Raw genomic sequence first — 17909 nt, 5'->3', positions numbered from 1 at the left:
AATCGTCCTTGTGACGAAACACCCTTGGGCGAAACGCCGTCTAGAGCGAGTCGCCCCGCTCGGGCTTTGATCAGGATCAAGGCGCGCCCAACGGCGTCGCTTTAGGTTATAGTAGAACGCCGGTCGATGGGGGCTGGCGGTCAGGAGCCTGAGCCCATGATCGACCTGGCGGTCGTAGACCTGTCACGCCTTCAGTTCGCACTGACGGCGCTATACCACTTTCTGTTCGTGCCCCTCACGCTGGGTCTCTCCTTCATGCTGGTCATCATGGAGAGCATCTATGTGATGACGCGCAGGCCCATCTGGCGGACCATCACCCGCTTCTGGGGCGTGCTGTTCGGCATCAACTTCGTGCTGGGCGTGGCCACAGGCCTGACCATGGAATTCCAGTTCGGCATGAACTGGTCCTACTACTCCCACTATGTCGGCGACATCTTCGGGGCCCCGCTGGCCATCGAGGGCCTGATGGCCTTCTTTATGGAGGCGACCTTCGTCGGCCTGATGTTCTTCGGCTGGGACAAGCTGAAGCCGCACGCCCACCTGTTCGTCACCTTCATGGTCGCCCTGGGCACCAACCTGTCGGCGCTGTGGATCCTGGCCGCCAACGGCTGGATGCAGAACCCGGTCGGCGCCGCCTTCAATCCCGACACCATGCGCATGGAAGTCACCGACTTCATGGCGGTGATCTTCAACCCGGTGGCCCAGGCCAAGTTCGTCCACACCGTGTCGGCCGGCTACGTCTGCGCCGCTGTGGTCGTTCTGGGCATCTCGGCCTTCTATCTGCTGAAGGGCAAGCACGTCGGCTTCGCCAAGCGGTCGATGACCGTGGCCGCCGCCTTCGGCCTGTTGTCGTCGCTGTCGGTCGTCGTCCTGGGCGATGAGTCGGGCTATGCCCTGACCGACAACCAGAAGATGAAGCTGGCCGCGCTTGAGGCCATGTGGCGGACCGAGCCGGCCCCCGCCGGCCTGACCGCCTTCGGCCTGCCCAGCCTTGAAGACCGCCACACTCATTTCGAGGTCAAGATCCCCTATGTCCTGGGCCTGATCTCGACCCGCAGCATCGACAAGCCGGTTATCGGCATTCTGGAGCTGGTCGCCGTGGCCGAGGACCGCATCGAACGCGGCGTCGTCGCCTATGACGCCCTGGAGAAGGTGAAGGCCGACCACACCGACATGGCCGCCCGCGCCCAGTTCGAGACCGTGCGCAACGACCTGGGCTACGGCCTGCTGCTGAAGCGTTATGTCGCCGATCCGCGTCTGGCCACGCCGGATCAGATCAAGCTGGCCGCCTGGGACACGGTGCCCAATGTGCCGCTGATGTTCTGGGTCTTCCGCATCATGGCCGGGATCGGCTTCCTGATGATCGGCCTGTTCGCTACCGCCTTCGTGCTCTGCACCCTGCGCAAGCACGAGACCAGGTGGTTCCTGCGTCTGGCCGTTCTGGCCATTCCCCTGCCGTGGATCGCCATCGAATCCGGCTGGCTTCTGGCCGAGGTGGGTCGTCAGCCCTGGGCCGTGGAGGGCGTCCTGCCGACCTTCCTCGGCGCCTCGAGCCTCAGCGTGCCGCAACTGTGGACCACGATTATCTGCTTCACCCTGCTCTACGGAGCCCTGGCTGTGGTGGAGGTCGGCCTGATCCTCCGCGCGGTCAAGAAGGGCCCGTTCGCCGAACAGGAAGCCCGCGAAGCCGACGCCAGCACGGAAGGCGAACCGGCGGTCGCCTGACCCCGGTCGTTGAAGGAAAAGAGAGATGGAACTTCCCCTCGACTACACCACGCTCCGCCTGATCTGGTGGGGACTGCTGGGCGTGCTGCTGATCGGCTTCGCCCTGACGGATGGCTTCGACATGGGCGTCGGCGCCCTGCTGCCCTTCGTCGCCAGAACGGATGAAGAGCGTCGCATGGTGATCAACACCATCGGCGCGACCTGGGAGGGCAACCAGGTCTGGTTCATCGTCGGCGGCGCCGCGATCTTCGCCGCCTGGCCGCAAGTCTATGCCGTCAGCTTCTCGGGCTTCTACCTGGCCATGTTCCTGGTCCTGTCCGCGCTGATCCTGCGGCCGGTGTCGTTCAAGTATCGCTCCAAGCGGCCAGAGGCGCGCTGGCGTTCGATGTGGGACTGGGGGCTGTTCATCGGCAGCTTCGTCCCGGCCCTGGTGTTCGGTGTGGCGGTCGGCAATGTCCTGATGGGCGCGCCCTTCCGTCTGGATAGCGACCTGCGCAGCTTCTACGAAGGCAGTCTGCTGGGTTTGTTCACGCCCTTCACCCTGGTGTGCGGTCTGCTGTCCGTCTCCATGTTGGTGCTGCACGGCGCGGCCTGGCTGGCGGTCAAGGGCGAGGAAGGCGTGGTGCTGAAACGCGCTCGCGCCATCGGCACCGCCGCCGGTCTGGCCAGCCTGGTCCTGTTCGCCGTCGGCGGCGCCATGGCGGCCTTTGGCGACATGGGCTTCCGCATCACCGGCGCGGTCGATACGGGCGGCGTGTCCAACCCGCTGCGCACGGCGGTCGAGGCCGCGCCCGGCGCCTGGATGGACAACTATGGCCGCTATCCGTGGATGATCATCGCCCCGGTTCTGGGCTTTGCCGGCGCCGCGATCGGCCTGCTGGGCATGTGGCGCAAGTCGGCGGCCCTGGCCTTCGGCGGCTCGTCGGCCTCGGCGGTGGGGATCATCTCGACCGTCGGCCTGTCGATGTTCCCCTTCATCCTGCCCAGCTCGATCAACGCCCAGTCCAGCCTGACGGTCTGGAACGCCTCGTCCAGCCATACGACCCTCTTCATCATGCTGATCGTGGTGGCGGTCTTCCTGCCCTTCGTCCTGCTCTACACCGCCTGGGTCTACAAGGTGCTGTGGGGCCGCTCGACGATGGACGCGCTCAAGACCAACCCCGATCTCTACTGATCCCGCGAAAGGAGATCATTCCATGTGGTATTTCGCCTGGATCCTGGGCCTCGGCCTGGCCGTTGCCTTCGGCGTCCTGAACGGCCTCTGGCACGAGTTCCGACTGTTTGACGAAGGGGATGAGGGGCGCTCCGAGCCCTGACCCCGTCGTCGGTCGAAGTCTGCCTCCTCGATCTCGATCGGGGAGGCTTTTTCGTGCTTTTTTACCAAGGCTTGCGTTGGATCAAGGCGTGGGCGAGGCGGGCGTGGGACGGTGTTTTCGACATCGAAGCCGGGCCTCCCTCGATCCGGCGATTGTCGGGATTGATGCCGATGAAAACCGCCGCCGCCCTTCTGGCCGCCGCCAGCGTCCTGACCCTGGCGGGCGCCGCATACGCCCAAGACGCCGCCCCCGAGCCCGTCGGCAAGGGCACGCTGATCGTCACCGCCCGCATGACGGGCGTCCTGCCTCAGGCCGACGACGCCATCCTCACCGCCGCCGGCGCCGACAGCGGCCTGAAGGTCGACGTCAGCGACGACTGGATGCCGACCCTGGGCTTCACCTATTTCGTCGCCGACCACTGGGCCGTCGAGGCCATTCTGGGCGCCACCCGGCATGAGGTCCGCGCCAAGGGCGGGGCGACCGACGTGGCCGTTCACGAGACCTGGGTCCTGCCGCCCATCGTGACGCTGCAATATCGCCCGACGCCGAACGCGACGATCAGCCCCTATGTCGGCGCCGGCGTCAGCTACATGGCCTTCTTCGACGGTCAGGATAAGAACGGCTTCGAGGTCGATCTGGACGACGGCTTCGGCATGGCCTTGCAGGCCGGCGCTGACTGGAATCTCTCGGGACCGTGGACCCTGAACCTGGACGCCAAGAAGGTCTGGTTCGACACGGACGCCAGGATCAACGACGGCGCCCTGAAGAGCAGCGTCAGCCTGGACCCCTGGGTCGTGTCTCTGGGCCTCGGCCGGAAGTTCTAGGCCGACAGAGGCAGGGCGCGGGACGTCAGCCCGCGCCTTCGCCCAGCGCCTTCAGCGCCTTGGGATCGGGCAGGGCCACGTCGTTGTTCGGCAGCAGCTGGATCAGGCCCGAGGTCTTGAACTGGGTGAAGACCCGGCTGACCGTCTCGATGGTCAGGCCCAGATAGTCGGCGATGTCCAACCGGGTCATCGGCAGGTGGACCCGGTCTTCCGGCCCGCCTAGCTGCACCTGCCGCGCCGACAGACGGGTCAGGAAGCTGGCGATCCGCTCGCGCGCCGTCTTGCGGCCCAGCAGGACGATCTGCTCCTGCGCCGCCATCAGCTCGTCGCCCGCCATGGCCACCAGCCGGTGCTCCAGAGCGGGCAGGGCGTTCAGCAGTTGATCGAACTCATTGCGGCGAAAGCGACAGGCGCTCAGCGGCGTCAGAGCCTCGGCGGTAAAGCTGGACGGGCCGCGTCCGCCCAGGCCCAGAAAATCGCCTTGGAACAGGAAGCCGGTGATCTGGCGCCGCCCATCGGGCAGCAGACGATACAGCTTCACCGCGCCGTCGACGACGTTGAAGACGAAGGGGTTGGGATCGCCCTCATGGAACAGGGCCTGACCGGGTTGCGCGGTCACCGTCTCGCTCGCACAGGCCATGCCCTGCAGTTCGTGCCCCTTCAGATCGGCGCAGACGCCCAATGGACGCGCCCCGCAGGTCGCGCAGGGGTGGACGTCTTCCACGCGGACATCAACGGGTTCGACCATGGCGGCGTGAGGGGCGGGCATCGTCGACTCCAGCATTCCGCAACAGCCTAGCGGACTCAGAGTCGATTCCGAATAGGGCAGGCTGTCCTAGGCTGCGTCTTCGGCATACCTCAGCTTGGCGCCTAGCCTGTGGGCCAGCCCCGTCAGCTCGACCGCCAGGCTTTGCCGCACCAGAGGCCGCACCCCCATTTCGCGCACGATGAATGGACCGACCCAAAGGGTTTCGCCGTATTCCAGATCCGGCTGACGCCACCAGCTGACGAAACCCAGCACCCCGCCGCGCTGATTGCGGGCGGTCAGGATGCCGCGACTGTCCGGGGCCGCGCGCCAGTCGCGCAGGAAGACCCGCCACTGATCCGGCGCCAGATCGGGTCGCCACAGTTGAGCCAGGGCGAACTCGGCCGGCGCTTCGGCCTCGGTCAGGGGAACGATCTCCAGACGCGGGGCGTCCGGCATCAGGCGGGGCTCGGTCATGGAACCATTTCGCCCTGGGGCGGCTGAATTGCCTTGATCTGTGTCAAGGCGACCCGCTTGCACCCGGCGCACGGTCCGCTGAACGGAGGACAGGCCATGAGCGTTTCAGACTACGCAAACCCGACGCCGATCCATGGGGCGGCGGTGGCGGCCATTCTGAAGTTGCTGGACGGCCAGCGGTTGATGACTCTGGCGACCAATCGTGCAGACGGACGCCCCCAGGCCAGCACGCTCGGCTATCTGAACGACGGGCTGAACCTCTATTTCGTCACCGCCCGCGACAGCGAGAAGCTGCGCAACATCACAGCCGATCCCCGTGTGGGCGTCGCCGTGCGCGGCGTGGCCGGGGAGGGGGAGGCGGTCGGCCTTTCCATCGACGGTCGGGCTGAAGAAGTGACCGACGGCGAAGAGGTCCAGCGTCTCAACGACCTGATCATCGCCCGCTCTCCCGAGATCAGTCCCTGGGCCCCCGGTGGCGATTCTGTCGCGGTGGTGAAGGTGATTCCCGAACAGGTCGAAGCGGTCGCCGTCATCCAGGGTCGCAGCCGCGCCCAGACCTTCTCGATCGGCGATCCCGACCACGTCGCGCACGGCGTCAGCTATGAGCCGAGCGCCGTGGCGCGGCTGTTCTGAACATTCCTGCGCATCTGCCGGTGGTTAAAGCGAAACGCCCCTTGAAATGACCTCGGCCGTCAGGCATATGCCCCCCTCTGGCGAGGTTAGCGCCGTCGAGCTTGCTCACGGCGCATTGATCCTTGTCCGGGACACTAGGAGTGTAGCTCAGCTGGTAGAGCATCGGTCTCCAAAACCGAGGGTCGTGGGTTCGAGTCCCTCCGCTCCTGCCATTCCCCCTGTCGCGGTCGCTTGGGAGTTCCCATGTGAGGCGACAGGTTCCAGAGGTTGAAGAGACGTCATATGGCCAAGGCGAAGACCCCCGGCGGTCGCCGCACCGTGGGAAACCAGACCGCAGCCGCCGCATCCGGCGCCGCAACGGTCGCTGTTGACGCGCCTGCACCCAAGAAAAAGACTTCGCCAGCCCAGTTCTTCAGCCAGGTTCGCGCTGAAGGCCGCAAGATCGTCTGGCCCAGCCGCAAGGAGACCTGGATCACGTCCGTGATGGTCTTCATCATGGTCCTGATCGCGTCGGCCTTCTTCTGGATCGTTGACATGGGTCTGGGCTTTGCGTCCCGCTTCATTCTCGGCTTCGGCCAATAAAGGAGACGCGCACATGAACGATGCAGCGCCCGAAACCAAGCCGGCGGCCAACCCCCGCCACAAGTGGTATATCGTCAACGCCTACTCGAACTTCGAAAAGAAGGTCGCCGAGCAACTGCGCCTTCAGGCCAAGCAGCAGGGCCTGGAAGACAACTTCTCCGAAATCCTGGTTCCGACCGAGGACGTCGTCGAGATCCGTCGCGGCCGCAAGGTGAACTCGGAACGCAAATTCTTCCCGGGCTACGTGCTGGTGAAGATGGAGATGACCGACAACGCCTATCACCTGGTCAAGAACACGCCCAAGGTCACCGGCTTCCTGGGCGCGGCCGGCGGCACCAAGCCGCTGCCGGTTTCGGAACGTGAAGTTCAGAACATCATCGGTCAGGTGGAAGAGGGCGTTGAGCGTCCGAAGCCCACCATCCGCTTCGACATCGGCGAAACCCTCAAGGTCATCGACGGTCCCTTCGCCAGCTTCGAAGGCCAGGTCGAAAGCGTCGACGAAGACAACGCCCGCCTGCGCGTGGCCGTGTCCATCTTCGGCCGGCCGACCCCGGTGGATCTGGAATACAATCAGGTCGAAAAGACCGGCGGCTGATCACTCGATCATCGCCAGAACGACGTGAAGCGGCGGCCCTCGGGCCGCCGTTTTGCGTTGGGGCCTATGCCTTTCCGTCATCCCGGAAGCGGCGCAGCCGCTATCCGGGACCGCCAGAGACGCTGTCTTCTGCGTTTCGGCATGCGCAATCCCACGCGCCGATCCCCGTGAATTCCCGGGATTGGAAGATGTCGGGGCTATTTCCTCGCCCGGGCCCGACGCCGTGTTAGGCTGGGCTGCGGCGGATCATCCGGTTGGAGGTCGAGCGCGCCGCCTCATTCGAATTCAGACTCATTAGACGAATTGGACTCTGTTTTTTCGAAAGAGGTCTTTGAGGCGCCGATCTCTGATCGCGCTTCATTTGCCTTCGCAGTCTTGTCCTGTTACACGCGCGCCTTCGCTCGGCGGCCCTCAAGTCGTCAGGCGGCAAATCCGTGGAAGGCAGCCATGCCGCACCACGGCTCACCGGCCCCGTCAGTCTCTGTCAGGGTCATCCATAGGAGAGACCAATGGCCAAGAAGATTCTCGGCTATATCAAACTGCAAGTTGCGGCCGGTTCGGCCACGCCTTCGCCCCCGATCGGCCCGGCACTGGGTCAGCGCGGCGTCAACATCATGGGCTTCTGCAAGGAGTTCAACGCGCGCACCGAGAAGGTGGCCAAGGGTACGCCCCTGCCGACCGTGATCACGGTCTATCAGGACAAGTCCTTCACCTTCGTCACCAAGACCCCGCCGGCCACCTTCTACCTGAAGCAGGCTGCAGGCATTAAGTCGGGCTCCAAGCTCGTTGGTCGCGAACTCGCCGGCAAGGTCACGCAGGCGCAAGTCCGCGAGATCGCCGAAGCGAAGATGAAAGACCTGAACGCCAACGACATCGACGCTGCCATGCGCATCATCGAAGGCTCGGCCCGCGCGATCGGCATCGAAGTGGTGGAGGGCTAATCCATGGCTAAGCAAACCAAGGCTCAGAAAGCCCGCACCGGCGTCACGCAGGACCTCCTGCCGTTCGCCGACGCCATCAAGCTGGTCAAGGACAACGCCAAGGCCAAGTTCGACGAGTCGATCGAAATCGCCGTCAACCTGGGCGTTGACCCGCGTCACGCCGACCAACAGGTCCGTGGCGTCGTCAACCTGCCGTCGGGCACCGGCCGCGACGTTCGCGTCGCCGTCTTCGCCAAGGACGCCAAGGCCGCCGAAGCTACGGCAGCCGGCGCCGACATCGTCGGTGCTGAAGATCTGTACGAAAAGATCAACGGCGGCTTCATGGACTTCGATCGCGTTATCGCGTCGCCGGACATGATGGCTCTGGTTGGTCGCCTCGGTAAGGTGCTGGGCCCGCGCGGCCTGATGCCGAACCCGAAGGTCGGCACCGTGACCCCGAACGTGGCGCAGGCCGTCAAGGACGCCAAGAGCGGCGCCGTTGAGTTCCGCGTCGAAAAAGCGGGTATCGCCCACGGCGGCATCGGCAAGGCCTCCTTCGATCAGGCCGCCCTGGAAGCCAACGTCAAGGCTTACGTGGACGCTCTGAACAAGGCCAAGCCGGCCGGCGCCAAGGGCACCTACGTCAAGCGCATCACCCTGTCGTCGACGATGGGCCCGGGCTTCAAGATCGACCCGGCTTCGCTGGCTTAAGCCCTGCGGCGCTAGAATGACAAAGGCCCCGGAGAGCAATCTCCGGGGCCTTTTTCCTTCCGCGGTCTGCCGCGCTTGCGAGTCAGGCCGTGCGCCGGTTCAGTAGCCGACAGTGAAGCGCTGGCGGCGGTGCTTCGGCGCCTCGATCTCATCGGCCATGGCGATGGCGTAGTCGGGGAAGGAGATGGCGCTGCGGCCGTCCGCGCCGACCAGCAGGGCGTCGCCGCCCAGACGGAACTGGCCCGTTCGCGTGCCGCCGTCGAACAGGGCCGAAGGGGACAGGAAGGTCCAGTCCAGATCGGCTTCCTGACGCAGGCGATCCAGGAAGCGCCCGCCTGCGGAGGCCTCGGCCTTGTAGATCTCGGGAAAGTCCGGCGCGTCGAGCACTTTCAGGCCCGGCGCGGCCTCCAGGCTGCCGGCGCCGCCGACCACCAGATAGCGCGGCACGCCCGCCGCCTTGACCGCCGCGATCAGCGTCTCGGGATCGGTGTCCGTAAACATGATGGCGCTGACCGCGGCGTCGGCGTCCTTCAGAAGGCCGGGCAGGGCGGCTGCGTCATTCACGTCGCCGCTGACGGCGGCGATCCCGTCGCCAGTGGGGATACGCGCCGCGTTGCGGGCCACGCCCGTCACCTGATGACCGCGACGGGCCAGCTCCTTGACGATCTCCGATCCGGCGCGACCGCTGGCGCCGAGCACTGTGACTTTCATGGTGGTCTCTCCAGTAAGTTACCAATGGAAACCAGGTGTGCTACAGGAAGCATCCATGCAAGAAGGCACCGAAATCTCATCTGGTCACCCGGCGGAAACCGGGCGCGGGGACGTCTACGCCGCCAACTGTCCGACACGGCTTCTGCTGGACCGGATCGCGGACAAGTGGACCGTGCTTCTGTTGACCACCCTGGCGGACGAGCCGATGCGCTTCAACGCTTTGAAGCGCCGTGTTGAGGGCGTGTCGCAGAAGATGCTCAGCCAGACCCTGCGTCAGATCGAGCGCGACGGACTGGTGACGCGCACGGTCGAGGCCACGGTCCCCGTGTCCGTCACCTATGCCATCACGCCCCTGGGCCTGACGCTGGTTCGGGCGCTTCAGCCAGTCATTGACTGGGCCGAGACGCGGATGCCCGAGGTCGCCAGAGCCCAGGCTGGCTATGACAGGCGCCCTGCCTAGCTGGCTTGAAAGTCGCGTTGGGCCTTCATCATCTCGGTGATGAGGATCTTTTCCTTGTGGTCCAGATAGGGGTTCCAGACGTCGAAGATCAGGATGACGCGCAAGGCGTCGGCGTCGTTCCAAGCCTCATGTTCAATGGTGTCGTCGAACACCCAGGCCTTGCCCATCTCCCACGATTTTACGGTATTCCCCACGCGGAAGCGCGCGGGCCCGGGCAGGATGATCGGCAGATGGGCCAGCAACCGGACGTTGGACGAGCCCGTATGCGCCGGGATGTGGGTGTGCGGCTGCAGGGCCGAGAACATGGCGGTCGGGGCGAAACTGTCCTGGTCCGCCATGGGCAGGCTTTCCAGCAGGGCGGCGGTGCGGGGGCAGCGTTCGCAGACGGCGTCCTGACGCCGGCCGTCGTTCCACAGGAAAAGCGAGCTCCATTTGCGTGAATGGTTCAACTCGCCCCACTGATTGATCGGCGCTCCCTTGGGGTAGGCGATATAGGGCGCGAAATCGTCAAAGCCGGTTTTCAGCAGCGCGGTCAGTTCTTTCTGGATGAACGGCGTGGCGTCCTCCAGCGCAGGGAGCCAGGGGAACAGGCTGCGGTCGTAGAAGGGAATGACGGGCAGGCGAGGGTAGTTGAGCAGCAGCGGCTGTTGCTTCGGCGGTTGGATCAGGCCGGCGTAGATTTCCAGGCCCTCGTCGAACCGATCCAGTGCAGCTTGGCCCACGTCGGCGCGTAGGCCCGACAAACGCTGCCGCATGAAGTCGCCCAGCGCCTTGGCGTGCTGGTCGACCATTCGGGCGGCGTAGTCCATCTGGGTGGTGACTGCGGGCGGGCAGTGGTCGCGCGGCGGGGCGATCTTCAGCGCGTTGCGATAGACCTCAACCGCCGCCTTGGGCTGGTTGATTTTTTCCAGCATGGCGCCCTTGGCGAGCAGGGCGGCGAAATCATAGGGCCTCATGTCCAGCGCCTCGTCCAGGACGGCGAGGGAGGCGTGGAAATTGCCCAGCAGGCGAAGCGCGACCGCGCGGTTCAGCGTGGCGTTGTGCGTTCGTCCAAGAGCGTCCGCCTTGTTCAGCAGCGCGAGGGCCTGATTAGGGTCGCGCCGGGCCAAAGCCTGACCCGCCTGAATCAGGAATTGTTCCTGCGCTGGACTATGGTCGGGCATGCGCATTCCCCAATGCGGACACAAACATGAACTGTGCGTAATGTTGCGTTGCGGTGGACGGCGTCAATGGGGATTGTGGGAAACAACAGTTTCCGTGGACGGACGACTTGACGAAGGGGGCCGGAATCCGGTCTTGGGGCGCGGTCGCCACGCGCGGCCCTTTCGGAGACGACTGATGCTGAGCTGGTTCCAGGCGCTGCTGCCCAAGGAAGATAACTTCTTCCGCCTGTTCGACGCCCACGCCGCGACCCTGGTGAAGGGCGCCGAGGCCCTGCGCGGCATGATGGACGGCGGCGAGGCGACGCCCGACTGGTGTCAGAAGATCGTCGATCACGAGCATGAGGCCGATGACGTCGCGCGCGAAGTGCTGTTCGCGGTGCGCCGCAGCTTCATCACCCCGTTCGACCGTTCGGACATTCGCGGCCTGACCAACTCGCTCGATGACACCATCGATCAGATGCAGAAGACGGCCAAGGTCGTCGCCCTGTATGAGATTCGCGAGTTCGCCCCCAAGATGCGTGAGCTGGCCGACATCGCGGTCCAGTGCGGCGCTCTGACGGTTGAGGCGGTGTCGCTGCTTCCGGCCATGCGCAAGAACCACGAGCGGCTGAACCTGCTGACAGAGCAGATCGCCAAGCTGGAGAGCCAGAGCGACACCCTCTACGACGAAGGCATGAAGGCGCTCTACGAACTGCACCGCCACGACGTGACGGGCGGCAACACCCTGGGTTTCATCATCGGCGGCGAAGTCTACGACCATCTGGAAAAGATCATCGACCGGTTCGAGGATGTGGCGAACCGCATCAACGGCGTCCTGGTCGAGCACCTGTAGGGTCCGATGGATCACGCCCTTCTGATTCTGATCTTCCTGATCGGCGTCGCCCTGCTGTTCGACTTTCTGAACGGCCTGCACGACGCCGCCAACTCCATCGCCACCATCGTCGCGACGCGCGTGCTGCCGCCGATCTATGCGGTGGGGTGGGCCGCCTTCTTCAACTTCATCGCCTTCCTGTTCTTCGGCCTGCACGTGGCCGACACCATCGGGCGAGGGATCATCTCCCCAGACGTGATTTCGGATCAGGTGATCTTCGGCGCCCTGATGGGGGCCATCAGCTGGAACGTCATCACCTGGCTGGCGGGCATACCGTCGTCCAGTTCGCACGCTCTGGTCGGCGGCCTGCTGGGGGCCGGCATCGCCAAGGCGGGAACCAGCGCCGTCGTCGTCGCCGGCGTGCTGAAAACCGTCGGCGCCATCTTCCTGTCGCCGGCCATTGGCTTCCTGCTGGCCCTGTTGCTGGTGCTGATCGTGTCCTGGCTGTTCGCCAGGGCCAATCCCAACTTCGCGGACCGGATTTTCCGCGGGCTGCAGTTCGTCTCGGCCTCGGCCTATTCGCTGGGGCACGGCGGCAATGACGCGCAGAAGACGATGGGCATCATCGCCATCCTGCTCTACTCGCGCGGGATGCTGGGCGGCGAATTCCACGTGCCCTTCTGGGTGGTCATCACGTGTCAGGCCGCGATTGCGCTCGGCACCCTGTTCGGCGGCTGGAAGATCGTTCACACCATGGGCTCGCGCATCACGCGGCTTAGCCCTCAGCAAGGCTTCTGCGCCGAAACGGGTGGGGCCATCACCTTGTTTGCGGCGACCAGCATGGGGATTCCGGTGTCGACAACCCACACCATCACCGGCGCCATCATCGGCGTGGGCGCGGCCAGACGGGTCTCGGCCGTGCGGTGGAGCATCGCTCGCAGCATCGTCACCGCCTGGTTCATCACCATGCCGGCGGCGGCGGCGATCGGCGCGATCTTCTACTTCCTCGGCGGGCTGTTCCTGACCTGATGACCGGTTCGACCCGAACAGAGACGTCCGAAAACCGTCAGGTCGCCGCCCTGCCGTGGCGGCGGGGCGAGACAGGCGTGGAGGTCATGATGATCACCTCCCGCGAAACACGTCGTTGGGTCATCCCCAAGGGCGGGCGGATGGTGGGCAAGACCGATTCTCAGGCGGCCGCTCAGGAGGCTTATGAAGAGGCTGGCGTCCAGGGCGAGACGCTGGATGCCGTCGTGGGTTATTTCCGTTACGACAAGCGGTTGAAGACGGGGGCGGTACAGGCCTGTGTCGTGGCGGTCTATCCGCTGGAAGTGCTGATCCAGCTGGGCGCATGGCCCGAGGACCAGCAGCGCCAACGTCGCTGGATGAGCCAGGCGGAGGCCGCCGAAGCCGTCCATGAAACCGACCTGGCGGAACTGATCCGGGCCTTCAGGCCAGCGGCCTGAGCCGCAGACTTCTTTGGTGATTGTCAGGAACGGCGATCTCTGAACCTATGGGTTCTGCTTCCGAGTTCCCGCCTGAGAGTGGCCATGCGCAAAACCAGTCTGTTAGCCGCCGTCGCGGCCCTATCGTTCGCCTTCGGGACAGCGGTTCAGGCGCAGGATACGGAGAGAGGGACGTCTTCATCAGACCTGTTGCAGGTGGTGGTTCGCGACGACCCGCGTCCGGTTTTGGCGGAACGTCTGGTGCGGCTGACCCTCAATGGGATGGAGAAGTTCACCCAGGAAACGATCACCCGGGACCTGATCGAGGCTGGCGACGCCCTGCCTGAAGAGCAGGCGCGCTGGCTCCGGCGGAACGCGTCCTCGATCATTGATAGCAATCTGCGTCCGCTGATTGGGGCTATCGCCCAGGAATACGCGACCCGCTTTACCGAGGCGGAGTTGAATGCCCTGATCGCCTTCTATGACGGACCGGTGGGCCGGGACATCGCGCGTAAGCAGATGGAGCTCGGCGGCGCGCTGGGCGAGGCGATGCAGAAGTTCCAGATCGCTTTCGTGACCGAACTGTCGACCAAGTTCTGTGCCGAATTCGATTGCGCGGCCTTCGCCGCCAAGGAAACGCCGACAGCCAAGCCGAACCGGCGTTGATTTCCCCGTCAGGCCGTGTATAGAGCGCGGCTTCTCGTCATGGCTTCGGCTGTGGCGGATCCTGTCCGAGAACTTCGGGACGTGGGGGCCGCCCGCGTCATAATCGTCCAGAGAGCCCTCTGGCGCCGTGGGGAGATGGGGATGCAAAGACCTTTTGCCCTGTCGCTTGCGACGGGCGGGCCTGCTTCCTTCGGACAATAAGACCGGCCTGAACGCTATGCAGCGATGCATGGCGCTTAAGCCAAATCCGTCGTCGGGAATTAGCCTGGCGGCGAATACCAAAACTGGAGACCGCAATGGACCGCGCACAAAAAGCCGAGTCGATCGAATCGCTGAAGAGCGTGTTCGCCGACGCGGGCGCCGTGGTCGTGACCCACAACCTGGGTCTGACCGTTGCGGAGATGGAAGACCTGCGTGGTCGCCTTCGTAAAGAAGGCGGCGCGTTCAAGGTGGTGAAAAACCGTCTGGCGCTCAAGGCGCTGGGCGTCGAGGAAGGCAGCGAGTACCACGACCTGTTCAAGGGTCCCGTGGGCATCGCATACGCAGCCGACCCCGTCACTGCTGCGAAGGTCGCGGCTGAATTCGCCAAGGGCAACGACAAGTTCAAGCTCATCGGCGGCTTCATGGGCGACAAGGTGCTGGACGCCGCGGGCGTCGACGCCCTGTCCAAGCTGCCGTCGCTGGACCAACTGCGTGGCAAGCTGATCGGCCTGCTGCAAGCACCGGCGACCAAGATCGCTGGCGTTCTGCAAGCACCCGCCGGCCAACTGGCTCGCGTCTTCAACGCATACGCGACCAAAGACGCCGCCTAAGCCTCGTCATCTCTGCATATCTCTCTGAACCTCATCCTACCGAAGGAAGACTAAAATGGCTGATCTCGCCAAGATCGTTGAAGAACTGTCGGCTCTGACCGTCCTGGAAGCCGCTGAACTGTCGAAGCTGCTGGAAGACAAGTGGGGCGTTTCGGCTGCCGCACCGGTCGCCGTTGCTGCTGCTGGCGGCGCTGCTGCTCCGGCTGAAGCTGCCGAAGAGCAAACCGAGTTCACCGTTGTCCTGATCGACGGCGGCGACAAGAAGATCAATGTGATCAAGGAAGTCCGCGGCGTCCGTTCGGACCTGGGTCTGAAGGAAGCCAAGGACCTGGTCGAAGGCGCTCCGCAGAACGTCGTCGAGAACGTCTCGAAGCAAGTCGCTGAAGAGATCAAGAAGAAGCTGGAAGAAGCCGGCGCCAAGATCCAGATCAAGTAAGATCGGGTCCTGGCTTCCGGCTTCGGCCGGAGGCAGACTTCAAGCGAGCGGGTCGGAGGGAAGCCTCCGGCCCGCTTTCTTTTTGGGCGTGACTGGCGAGGCGGAGGCGGCGGACCCATCTCAGCGCTCTCATAAAAGGATAGGCCCCGATGAAGATCCTGATGGTTCTGACCTCCCACGACCAACTCGGCGACACAGGCCGCAAGACCGGCTTCTGGCTGGAAGAGTTCGCCGCCCCCTATTACGCGCTGAAGGATGCAGGCGCCGAGATCGTCATCGCCTCGCCCCAGGGCGGACAGCCGCCGCTGGACCCCAAGAGCGACGCCGAGGACGCCCAGACCGACGACACGCGCCGCTTCAAGGCCGATGCCGAGGCGCAAGACGCCTTGGCGGCCACGCAGAAGCTGGCCGATGTGAAGGCCGAGGATTTCGATGCTGTCTTCTATCCCGGCGGTCACGGTCCGCTGTGGGACCTAGCCAATGATCCGTCGTCCATCGCCCTGATCGAAGCCTTCGCCGCCTCCGACAAGCCGACGGGCTTCGTCTGCCATGCGCCGGGCGTGCTGAAGGACGTGAAGGGCGCGGACGGCGAACCCCTGGTCAAGGGACGGGCCGTCACCGGCTTCACCAATACCGAGGAAGAGGCTGTGGGCCTGACCGAGGTGGTGCCCTTCCTGGTCGAGGACATGCTGGTCGCCAAGGGCGGGCGCTACAGCAAGGGGGCCGACTGGGCCTCCTATGTGCTGACGGACGGGACGTTGGTCACGGGGCAGAACCCGGGCTCTTCGCGTGAGGCGGCCGACGCGCTCCTCGCCCTGCTGAAGGCCTAGGCTCATACGCCCAGATGAAGAAGGCCCGGGATCGCTCCCGGGCCTTTTTTTGTTAGCGACGGCGGGGGGCCAGAATTTCGCCGAGGCGGTCGGGCGTGCCCTCGATCCGCTCCAGGCGCGGGTAGCGCAGGCCGTCGTGGTAGTCGAAGGCGACGGTCCTGAAGCGGTCGCCGTTCTTGAGCAGCAGGGTGATGGGCGCGTCGGTCCCCTTGGCGGCGGTGACGGCGTCGCGCAGGACCTCGGCCGAGGCGGCGCGGTCGTTGACGGCGACCAGTTCCCAGCCCGGACCGATGTCGGCCTCGAAGGCGCGGCCGCCCCAGCGGACGCCGGTCAGCCTGTTCGATGAGGACAGGGTGAAGCCCAGGGAATACTGGAAGTCCGTGGCCCAGCCGGACTGGATGCGCTTCTCAGCCGCTGTCAGGCTGTCGGTATAGGTCAGGCGATAACCGCCGCGCGCCAGGCCGTCGAGCGGAGCCTTGGCCTCGGGGCCGGTCGCGTCCAGGCGCGTACGCAGGAAGCTGGCCCAGTCGTGCGGATGGACGGCGTTCAGGGCCGCGACCACGTCGTCGAAGGTGTAGCCGCGCGGGGCCCAGGAGCCGTCGTCGCCGCCGAAGAAGCCCTTGGCGAAGTCGTCGAGCGACTTCCTGCCGCCCGTGGCCTCGCGGATCAGGGTGTCGGCGTCCAGCCAGATCAGCAGGGCCTCGCGATAGTAGTCGCCCGTGCCGCGCATCCAGGAGGCGTAGGGGTTGCTGGTCCGGTAGCCGAGCAGGTTGTGGTTGTTGGTGTCCTGCAGCGGACGCCATTCACGGCCCGGCTGGTTGTCATAGAAGGCGGCGACCTCGGCGAAGCTGGTCAGGATGTCGGCCTTGGAGGCCAGGCCCGAACGGGCGGTCAGGACGTCGCCCCAGTATTCCGTCTGGCCCTCATAGACCCACAGCAATGTGTTCTGGGTCGGGATGTTGTGGTTGGCGGTCAGTTCGTCGGCCGGTCGCTGGCGCTTGCCGTTCCAGGCGTGGACGAACTCGTGCGGCAGGAGGCCCACGGCGCCCAGGTTCTTGCCCCAGGTGGTGAAGAAGTCGGTGGGGACCGTGTTCTCGGACGAGCGGTGATGCTCCAGCCCGATGCCGCCCATCTTGGACGTGGCGGCGACCAGGAAGTCGTAGCGGTCATAGGGGCGGGCGCCGAACAGACGGTCCGACTGGGTGACCAGGTTCTCGAACCAGGCGATCTGTTCCGCCGTCGGGGCGATGTGCTTGGCCTCGTCGGCGACGATGTTCAGGTGGACGGCCTCGCCCCTGGGGTCGATCTCGATGCGCTGGAAGTGGGCGCCGCCGAACAGGGGGCTGTCGATCAGGGTGTAGAGGTCAGTCGGGCGGAAGGTGGCCACGCCGTTCTCATAGCGCTCGGTGTCGAGGGCCACGCCGTACTTCCAGCCCTCGGGCAGGCGGATGGAGGGGGCGAAGGTGATGCCGGTCGAGCGGTAGCCGGCGGGATAGAGCAGGGCCTTTTCCCACTGCAGATTGACCATCTCGGGCGTCATGGTCACGCGCCAGGTCGAGCTGTCGGGTTGGGTCAGCCACTGGAACTCGACCACGATCTCGCTGACGCCCTGGGGGATGTCCAGATGGAAGGCGTAGGGGTCGATGGTGTCGCGCAGCCAGTCGATCCGGCTGCCCCCACCCGTGACGGTGACGCCCGAGATCAGCTGGATCGGGCCGGTGTCGGCGTGGTTGCCGGGCAGGAACTTGGGATAGAGCAGGACCAGTGGGCCGGCCGTGACCGGGATGGTCTGGCGGACGCGAACGATCTTGCGCTCCACGTCGGTCGCGTCGACCTCATACTTGATGACGCCGGGGTAGGTCGCGGCGGTCGGGGCCGGGATGGGCGGCAGGGCGCGGGGCAGGGCCAGGGGCGTGTTCTGGGGCGTGGGCGACACCGGCGCCTGCGGGCCGGTCCACTCCTGAGCGAGAGCGGTCGAGGCGACCGAGGTCAGCAGCAGGGCGAGGGCGGCGGCGGGCAGGCGTCGGGTCATCGGGTATCCAGAACT

The 17909-nt window shown here is 65.2% G+C and carries 22 protein-coding genes and 1 tRNA gene; 18 read left to right on the top strand and 5 right to left on the bottom strand.

Annotated elements, in window-relative coordinates:
• The first annotated feature begins 159 nt into the window (after positions 1–159).
• The 4 genes from ACOZBP_RS05300 to ACOZBP_RS05285 all read left to right on the top strand — a co-directional run bounded on the left by ACOZBP_RS05300 (position 160) and on the right by ACOZBP_RS05285 (position 3865).
• Positions 160–1725: a cytochrome ubiquinol oxidase subunit I gene (locus tag ACOZBP_RS05300; protein ID WP_422675492.1), complete on the top strand. Its 1566-nt coding sequence runs from the start codon at positions 160–162 to the stop codon at positions 1723–1725.
• A gap of 25 nt (positions 1726–1750) precedes the next feature.
• Positions 1751–2899, top strand: coding sequence for a cytochrome d ubiquinol oxidase subunit II (gene cydB / locus ACOZBP_RS05295; protein ID WP_422675335.1), 1149 nt, complete (start codon positions 1751–1753; stop codon positions 2897–2899).
• A 22-nt stretch (positions 2900–2921) separates the two neighbouring features.
• Positions 2922–3041, top strand: coding sequence for a cytochrome bd-I oxidase subunit CydX (cydX, locus tag ACOZBP_RS05290; protein ID WP_181543479.1), 120 nt, complete (start codon positions 2922–2924; stop codon positions 3039–3041).
• A gap of 170 nt (positions 3042–3211) precedes the next feature.
• Entirely contained in the window at positions 3212–3865 is a 654-nt protein-coding gene (locus ACOZBP_RS05285) for an OmpW/AlkL family protein (RefSeq protein WP_422675334.1), read from the top strand.
• A 25-nt stretch (positions 3866–3890) separates the two neighbouring features.
• On the opposite strand, the gene ACOZBP_RS05280 is transcribed toward ACOZBP_RS05285, so the two are convergent.
• Both ACOZBP_RS05280 and ACOZBP_RS05275 read right to left on the bottom strand, forming a co-directional pair.
• Positions 3891–4634 carry a Crp/Fnr family transcriptional regulator gene (locus tag ACOZBP_RS05280; RefSeq protein ID WP_422675333.1) on the bottom strand — a complete coding sequence of 248 codons (744 nt, stop codon included), beginning with the start codon at positions 4632–4634 and terminating at the stop codon, positions 3891–3893.
• A 66-nt stretch (positions 4635–4700) separates the two neighbouring features.
• On the bottom strand, positions 4701–5087 hold the full coding sequence (locus tag ACOZBP_RS05275) for a hypothetical protein (RefSeq protein ID WP_422675332.1): 387 nt from the start codon (positions 5085–5087) through the stop codon (positions 4701–4703).
• A 96-nt stretch (positions 5088–5183) separates the two neighbouring features.
• On the opposite strand from ACOZBP_RS05275, the gene ACOZBP_RS05270 reads away from it, so the two are divergent.
• From ACOZBP_RS05270 to rplA, 6 genes are all read left to right on the top strand, one after another.
• A complete protein-coding gene (locus ACOZBP_RS05270) occupies positions 5184–5720 on the top strand; it encodes a pyridoxamine 5'-phosphate oxidase family protein (RefSeq protein ID WP_422675331.1) in 537 nt (178 codons plus the stop codon).
• Positions 5721–5856: 136 nt separating this feature from the next.
• Positions 5857–5932: transfer RNA gene (locus tag ACOZBP_RS05265), tRNA-Trp, on the top strand.
• A gap of 70 nt (positions 5933–6002) precedes the next feature.
• Positions 6003–6302: a preprotein translocase subunit SecE gene (secE, locus tag ACOZBP_RS05260; RefSeq protein ID WP_422675330.1), complete on the top strand. Its 300-nt coding sequence runs from the start codon at positions 6003–6005 to the stop codon at positions 6300–6302.
• Between the two features lie 13 nt (positions 6303–6315).
• On the top strand, positions 6316–6897 hold the full coding sequence (gene nusG / locus ACOZBP_RS05255; RefSeq protein WP_422675329.1) for a transcription termination/antitermination protein NusG: 582 nt from the start codon (positions 6316–6318) through the stop codon (positions 6895–6897).
• A 509-nt stretch (positions 6898–7406) separates the two neighbouring features.
• Positions 7407–7838, top strand: coding sequence for a 50S ribosomal protein L11 (gene rplK / locus ACOZBP_RS05250; protein ID WP_422675328.1), 432 nt, complete (start codon positions 7407–7409; stop codon positions 7836–7838).
• 3 nt (positions 7839–7841) lie between these two features.
• Positions 7842–8528: a 50S ribosomal protein L1 gene (gene rplA, locus ACOZBP_RS05245; RefSeq protein WP_114818403.1), complete on the top strand. Its 687-nt coding sequence runs from the start codon at positions 7842–7844 to the stop codon at positions 8526–8528.
• A 99-nt stretch (positions 8529–8627) separates the two neighbouring features.
• Here the strand turns inward: rplA and ACOZBP_RS05240 are convergent, their stop codons facing one another.
• Positions 8628–9239, bottom strand: a complete 612-nt coding sequence (locus ACOZBP_RS05240) for an NAD(P)-dependent oxidoreductase (protein WP_422675327.1) — start codon at positions 9237–9239, stop codon at positions 8628–8630.
• A gap of 55 nt (positions 9240–9294) precedes the next feature.
• Here ACOZBP_RS05240 and ACOZBP_RS05235 point away from each other — a divergent pair, with 55 nt between their 5' ends.
• Positions 9295–9699: a winged helix-turn-helix transcriptional regulator gene (locus ACOZBP_RS05235; protein WP_422675326.1), complete on the top strand. Its 405-nt coding sequence runs from the start codon at positions 9295–9297 to the stop codon at positions 9697–9699.
• Here the strand turns inward: ACOZBP_RS05235 and ACOZBP_RS05230 are convergent.
• Positions 9696–10862 carry an aspartyl/asparaginyl beta-hydroxylase domain-containing protein gene (locus tag ACOZBP_RS05230; protein ID WP_422675325.1) on the bottom strand — a complete coding sequence of 389 codons (1167 nt, stop codon included), beginning with the start codon at positions 10860–10862 and terminating at the stop codon, positions 9696–9698. The genes ACOZBP_RS05235 and ACOZBP_RS05230 overlap by 4 nt on opposite strands.
• Positions 10863–11037: 175 nt before the next feature.
• Here ACOZBP_RS05230 and ACOZBP_RS05225 point away from each other — a divergent pair, with 175 nt between their 5' ends.
• From ACOZBP_RS05225 to ACOZBP_RS05195, 7 genes are all read left to right on the top strand, one after another.
• Entirely contained in the window at positions 11038–11694 is a 657-nt protein-coding gene (locus ACOZBP_RS05225; RefSeq protein WP_422675324.1) for a DUF47 domain-containing protein, read from the top strand.
• 6 nt (positions 11695–11700) lie between these two features.
• Positions 11701–12702 (top strand): inorganic phosphate transporter, encoded by a 1002-nt coding sequence (locus tag ACOZBP_RS05220; protein WP_422675323.1) that lies wholly within the window; start codon positions 11701–11703, stop codon positions 12700–12702.
• Positions 12702–13139: an NUDIX hydrolase gene (locus ACOZBP_RS05215; RefSeq protein ID WP_422675322.1), complete on the top strand. Its 438-nt coding sequence runs from the start codon at positions 12702–12704 to the stop codon at positions 13137–13139. Before ACOZBP_RS05220 ends, ACOZBP_RS05215 begins: the two co-directional genes overlap by 1 nt.
• A gap of 84 nt (positions 13140–13223) precedes the next feature.
• Positions 13224–13784, top strand: coding sequence for a DUF2059 domain-containing protein (locus ACOZBP_RS05210; RefSeq protein WP_422675491.1), 561 nt, complete (start codon positions 13224–13226; stop codon positions 13782–13784).
• A gap of 296 nt (positions 13785–14080) precedes the next feature.
• On the top strand, positions 14081–14596 hold the full coding sequence (gene rplJ, locus ACOZBP_RS05205; protein ID WP_422675321.1) for a 50S ribosomal protein L10: 516 nt from the start codon (positions 14081–14083) through the stop codon (positions 14594–14596).
• Between the two features lie 55 nt (positions 14597–14651).
• A complete protein-coding gene (gene rplL, locus ACOZBP_RS05200; RefSeq protein WP_422675320.1) occupies positions 14652–15032 on the top strand; it encodes a 50S ribosomal protein L7/L12 in 381 nt (126 codons plus the stop codon).
• Positions 15033–15181: 149 nt separating this feature from the next.
• Entirely contained in the window at positions 15182–15862 is a 681-nt protein-coding gene (locus tag ACOZBP_RS05195) for a type 1 glutamine amidotransferase domain-containing protein (protein WP_422675319.1), read from the top strand.
• Positions 15863–15914: 52 nt separating this feature from the next.
• Here ACOZBP_RS05195 and ACOZBP_RS05190 read toward each other — a convergent pair whose 3' ends face one another.
• Positions 15915–17894 carry a M61 family metallopeptidase gene (locus ACOZBP_RS05190; RefSeq protein WP_422675318.1) on the bottom strand — a complete coding sequence of 660 codons (1980 nt, stop codon included), beginning with the start codon at positions 17892–17894 and terminating at the stop codon, positions 15915–15917.
• Positions 17895–17909: the final 15 nt, after the last annotated feature.

It is taken from the genome of Brevundimonas sp. NPDC058933 (assembly GCF_049315965.1).
Classification (GTDB): Bacteria; Pseudomonadota; Alphaproteobacteria; order Caulobacterales; family Caulobacteraceae; genus Brevundimonas.
Note: the sequence above shows the minus strand (reverse complement) of the source record. Positions and strands in the feature narration are given on the sequence as shown.

Coding starts and splice junctions, on each gene's coding strand:
- rplL (WP_422675320.1), top strand. CDS start 14,652: ATGGCTGATCTCGCCAAGATCGTTGAAGAACTGTCGGCTCTGACCGTC.
- rplA (WP_114818403.1), top strand. CDS start 7,842: ATGGCTAAGCAAACCAAGGCTCAGAAAGCCCGCACCGGCGTCACGCAG.
- ACOZBP_RS05195 (WP_422675319.1), top strand. CDS start 15,182: ATGAAGATCCTGATGGTTCTGACCTCCCACGACCAACTCGGCGACACA.
- ACOZBP_RS05285 (WP_422675334.1), top strand. CDS start 3,212: ATGAAAACCGCCGCCGCCCTTCTGGCCGCCGCCAGCGTCCTGACCCTG.
- ACOZBP_RS05275 (WP_422675332.1), bottom strand. CDS start 5,087: ATGACCGAGCCCCGCCTGATGCCGGACGCCCCGCGTCTGGAGATCGTT.
- cydB (WP_422675335.1), top strand. CDS start 1,751: ATGGAACTTCCCCTCGACTACACCACGCTCCGCCTGATCTGGTGGGGA.
- cydX (WP_181543479.1), top strand. CDS start 2,922: ATGTGGTATTTCGCCTGGATCCTGGGCCTCGGCCTGGCCGTTGCCTTC.
- ACOZBP_RS05240 (WP_422675327.1), bottom strand. CDS start 9,239: ATGAAAGTCACAGTGCTCGGCGCCAGCGGTCGCGCCGGATCGGAGATC.
- nusG (WP_422675329.1), top strand. CDS start 6,316: ATGAACGATGCAGCGCCCGAAACCAAGCCGGCGGCCAACCCCCGCCAC.
- ACOZBP_RS05235 (WP_422675326.1), top strand. CDS start 9,295: ATGCAAGAAGGCACCGAAATCTCATCTGGTCACCCGGCGGAAACCGGG.
- ACOZBP_RS05225 (WP_422675324.1), top strand. CDS start 11,038: ATGCTGAGCTGGTTCCAGGCGCTGCTGCCCAAGGAAGATAACTTCTTC.
- rplK (WP_422675328.1), top strand. CDS start 7,407: ATGGCCAAGAAGATTCTCGGCTATATCAAACTGCAAGTTGCGGCCGGT.
- ACOZBP_RS05220 (WP_422675323.1), top strand. CDS start 11,701: ATGGATCACGCCCTTCTGATTCTGATCTTCCTGATCGGCGTCGCCCTG.
- ACOZBP_RS05280 (WP_422675333.1), bottom strand. CDS start 4,634: ATGCCCGCCCCTCACGCCGCCATGGTCGAACCCGTTGATGTCCGCGTG.
- secE (WP_422675330.1), top strand. CDS start 6,003: ATGGCCAAGGCGAAGACCCCCGGCGGTCGCCGCACCGTGGGAAACCAG.
- ACOZBP_RS05215 (WP_422675322.1), top strand. CDS start 12,702: ATGACCGGTTCGACCCGAACAGAGACGTCCGAAAACCGTCAGGTCGCC.
- rplJ (WP_422675321.1), top strand. CDS start 14,081: ATGGACCGCGCACAAAAAGCCGAGTCGATCGAATCGCTGAAGAGCGTG.
- ACOZBP_RS05270 (WP_422675331.1), top strand. CDS start 5,184: ATGAGCGTTTCAGACTACGCAAACCCGACGCCGATCCATGGGGCGGCG.
- ACOZBP_RS05210 (WP_422675491.1), top strand. CDS start 13,224: ATGCGCAAAACCAGTCTGTTAGCCGCCGTCGCGGCCCTATCGTTCGCC.
- ACOZBP_RS05230 (WP_422675325.1), bottom strand. CDS start 10,862: ATGCCCGACCATAGTCCAGCGCAGGAACAATTCCTGATTCAGGCGGGT.
- ACOZBP_RS05190 (WP_422675318.1), bottom strand. CDS start 17,894: ATGACCCGACGCCTGCCCGCCGCCGCCCTCGCCCTGCTGCTGACCTCG.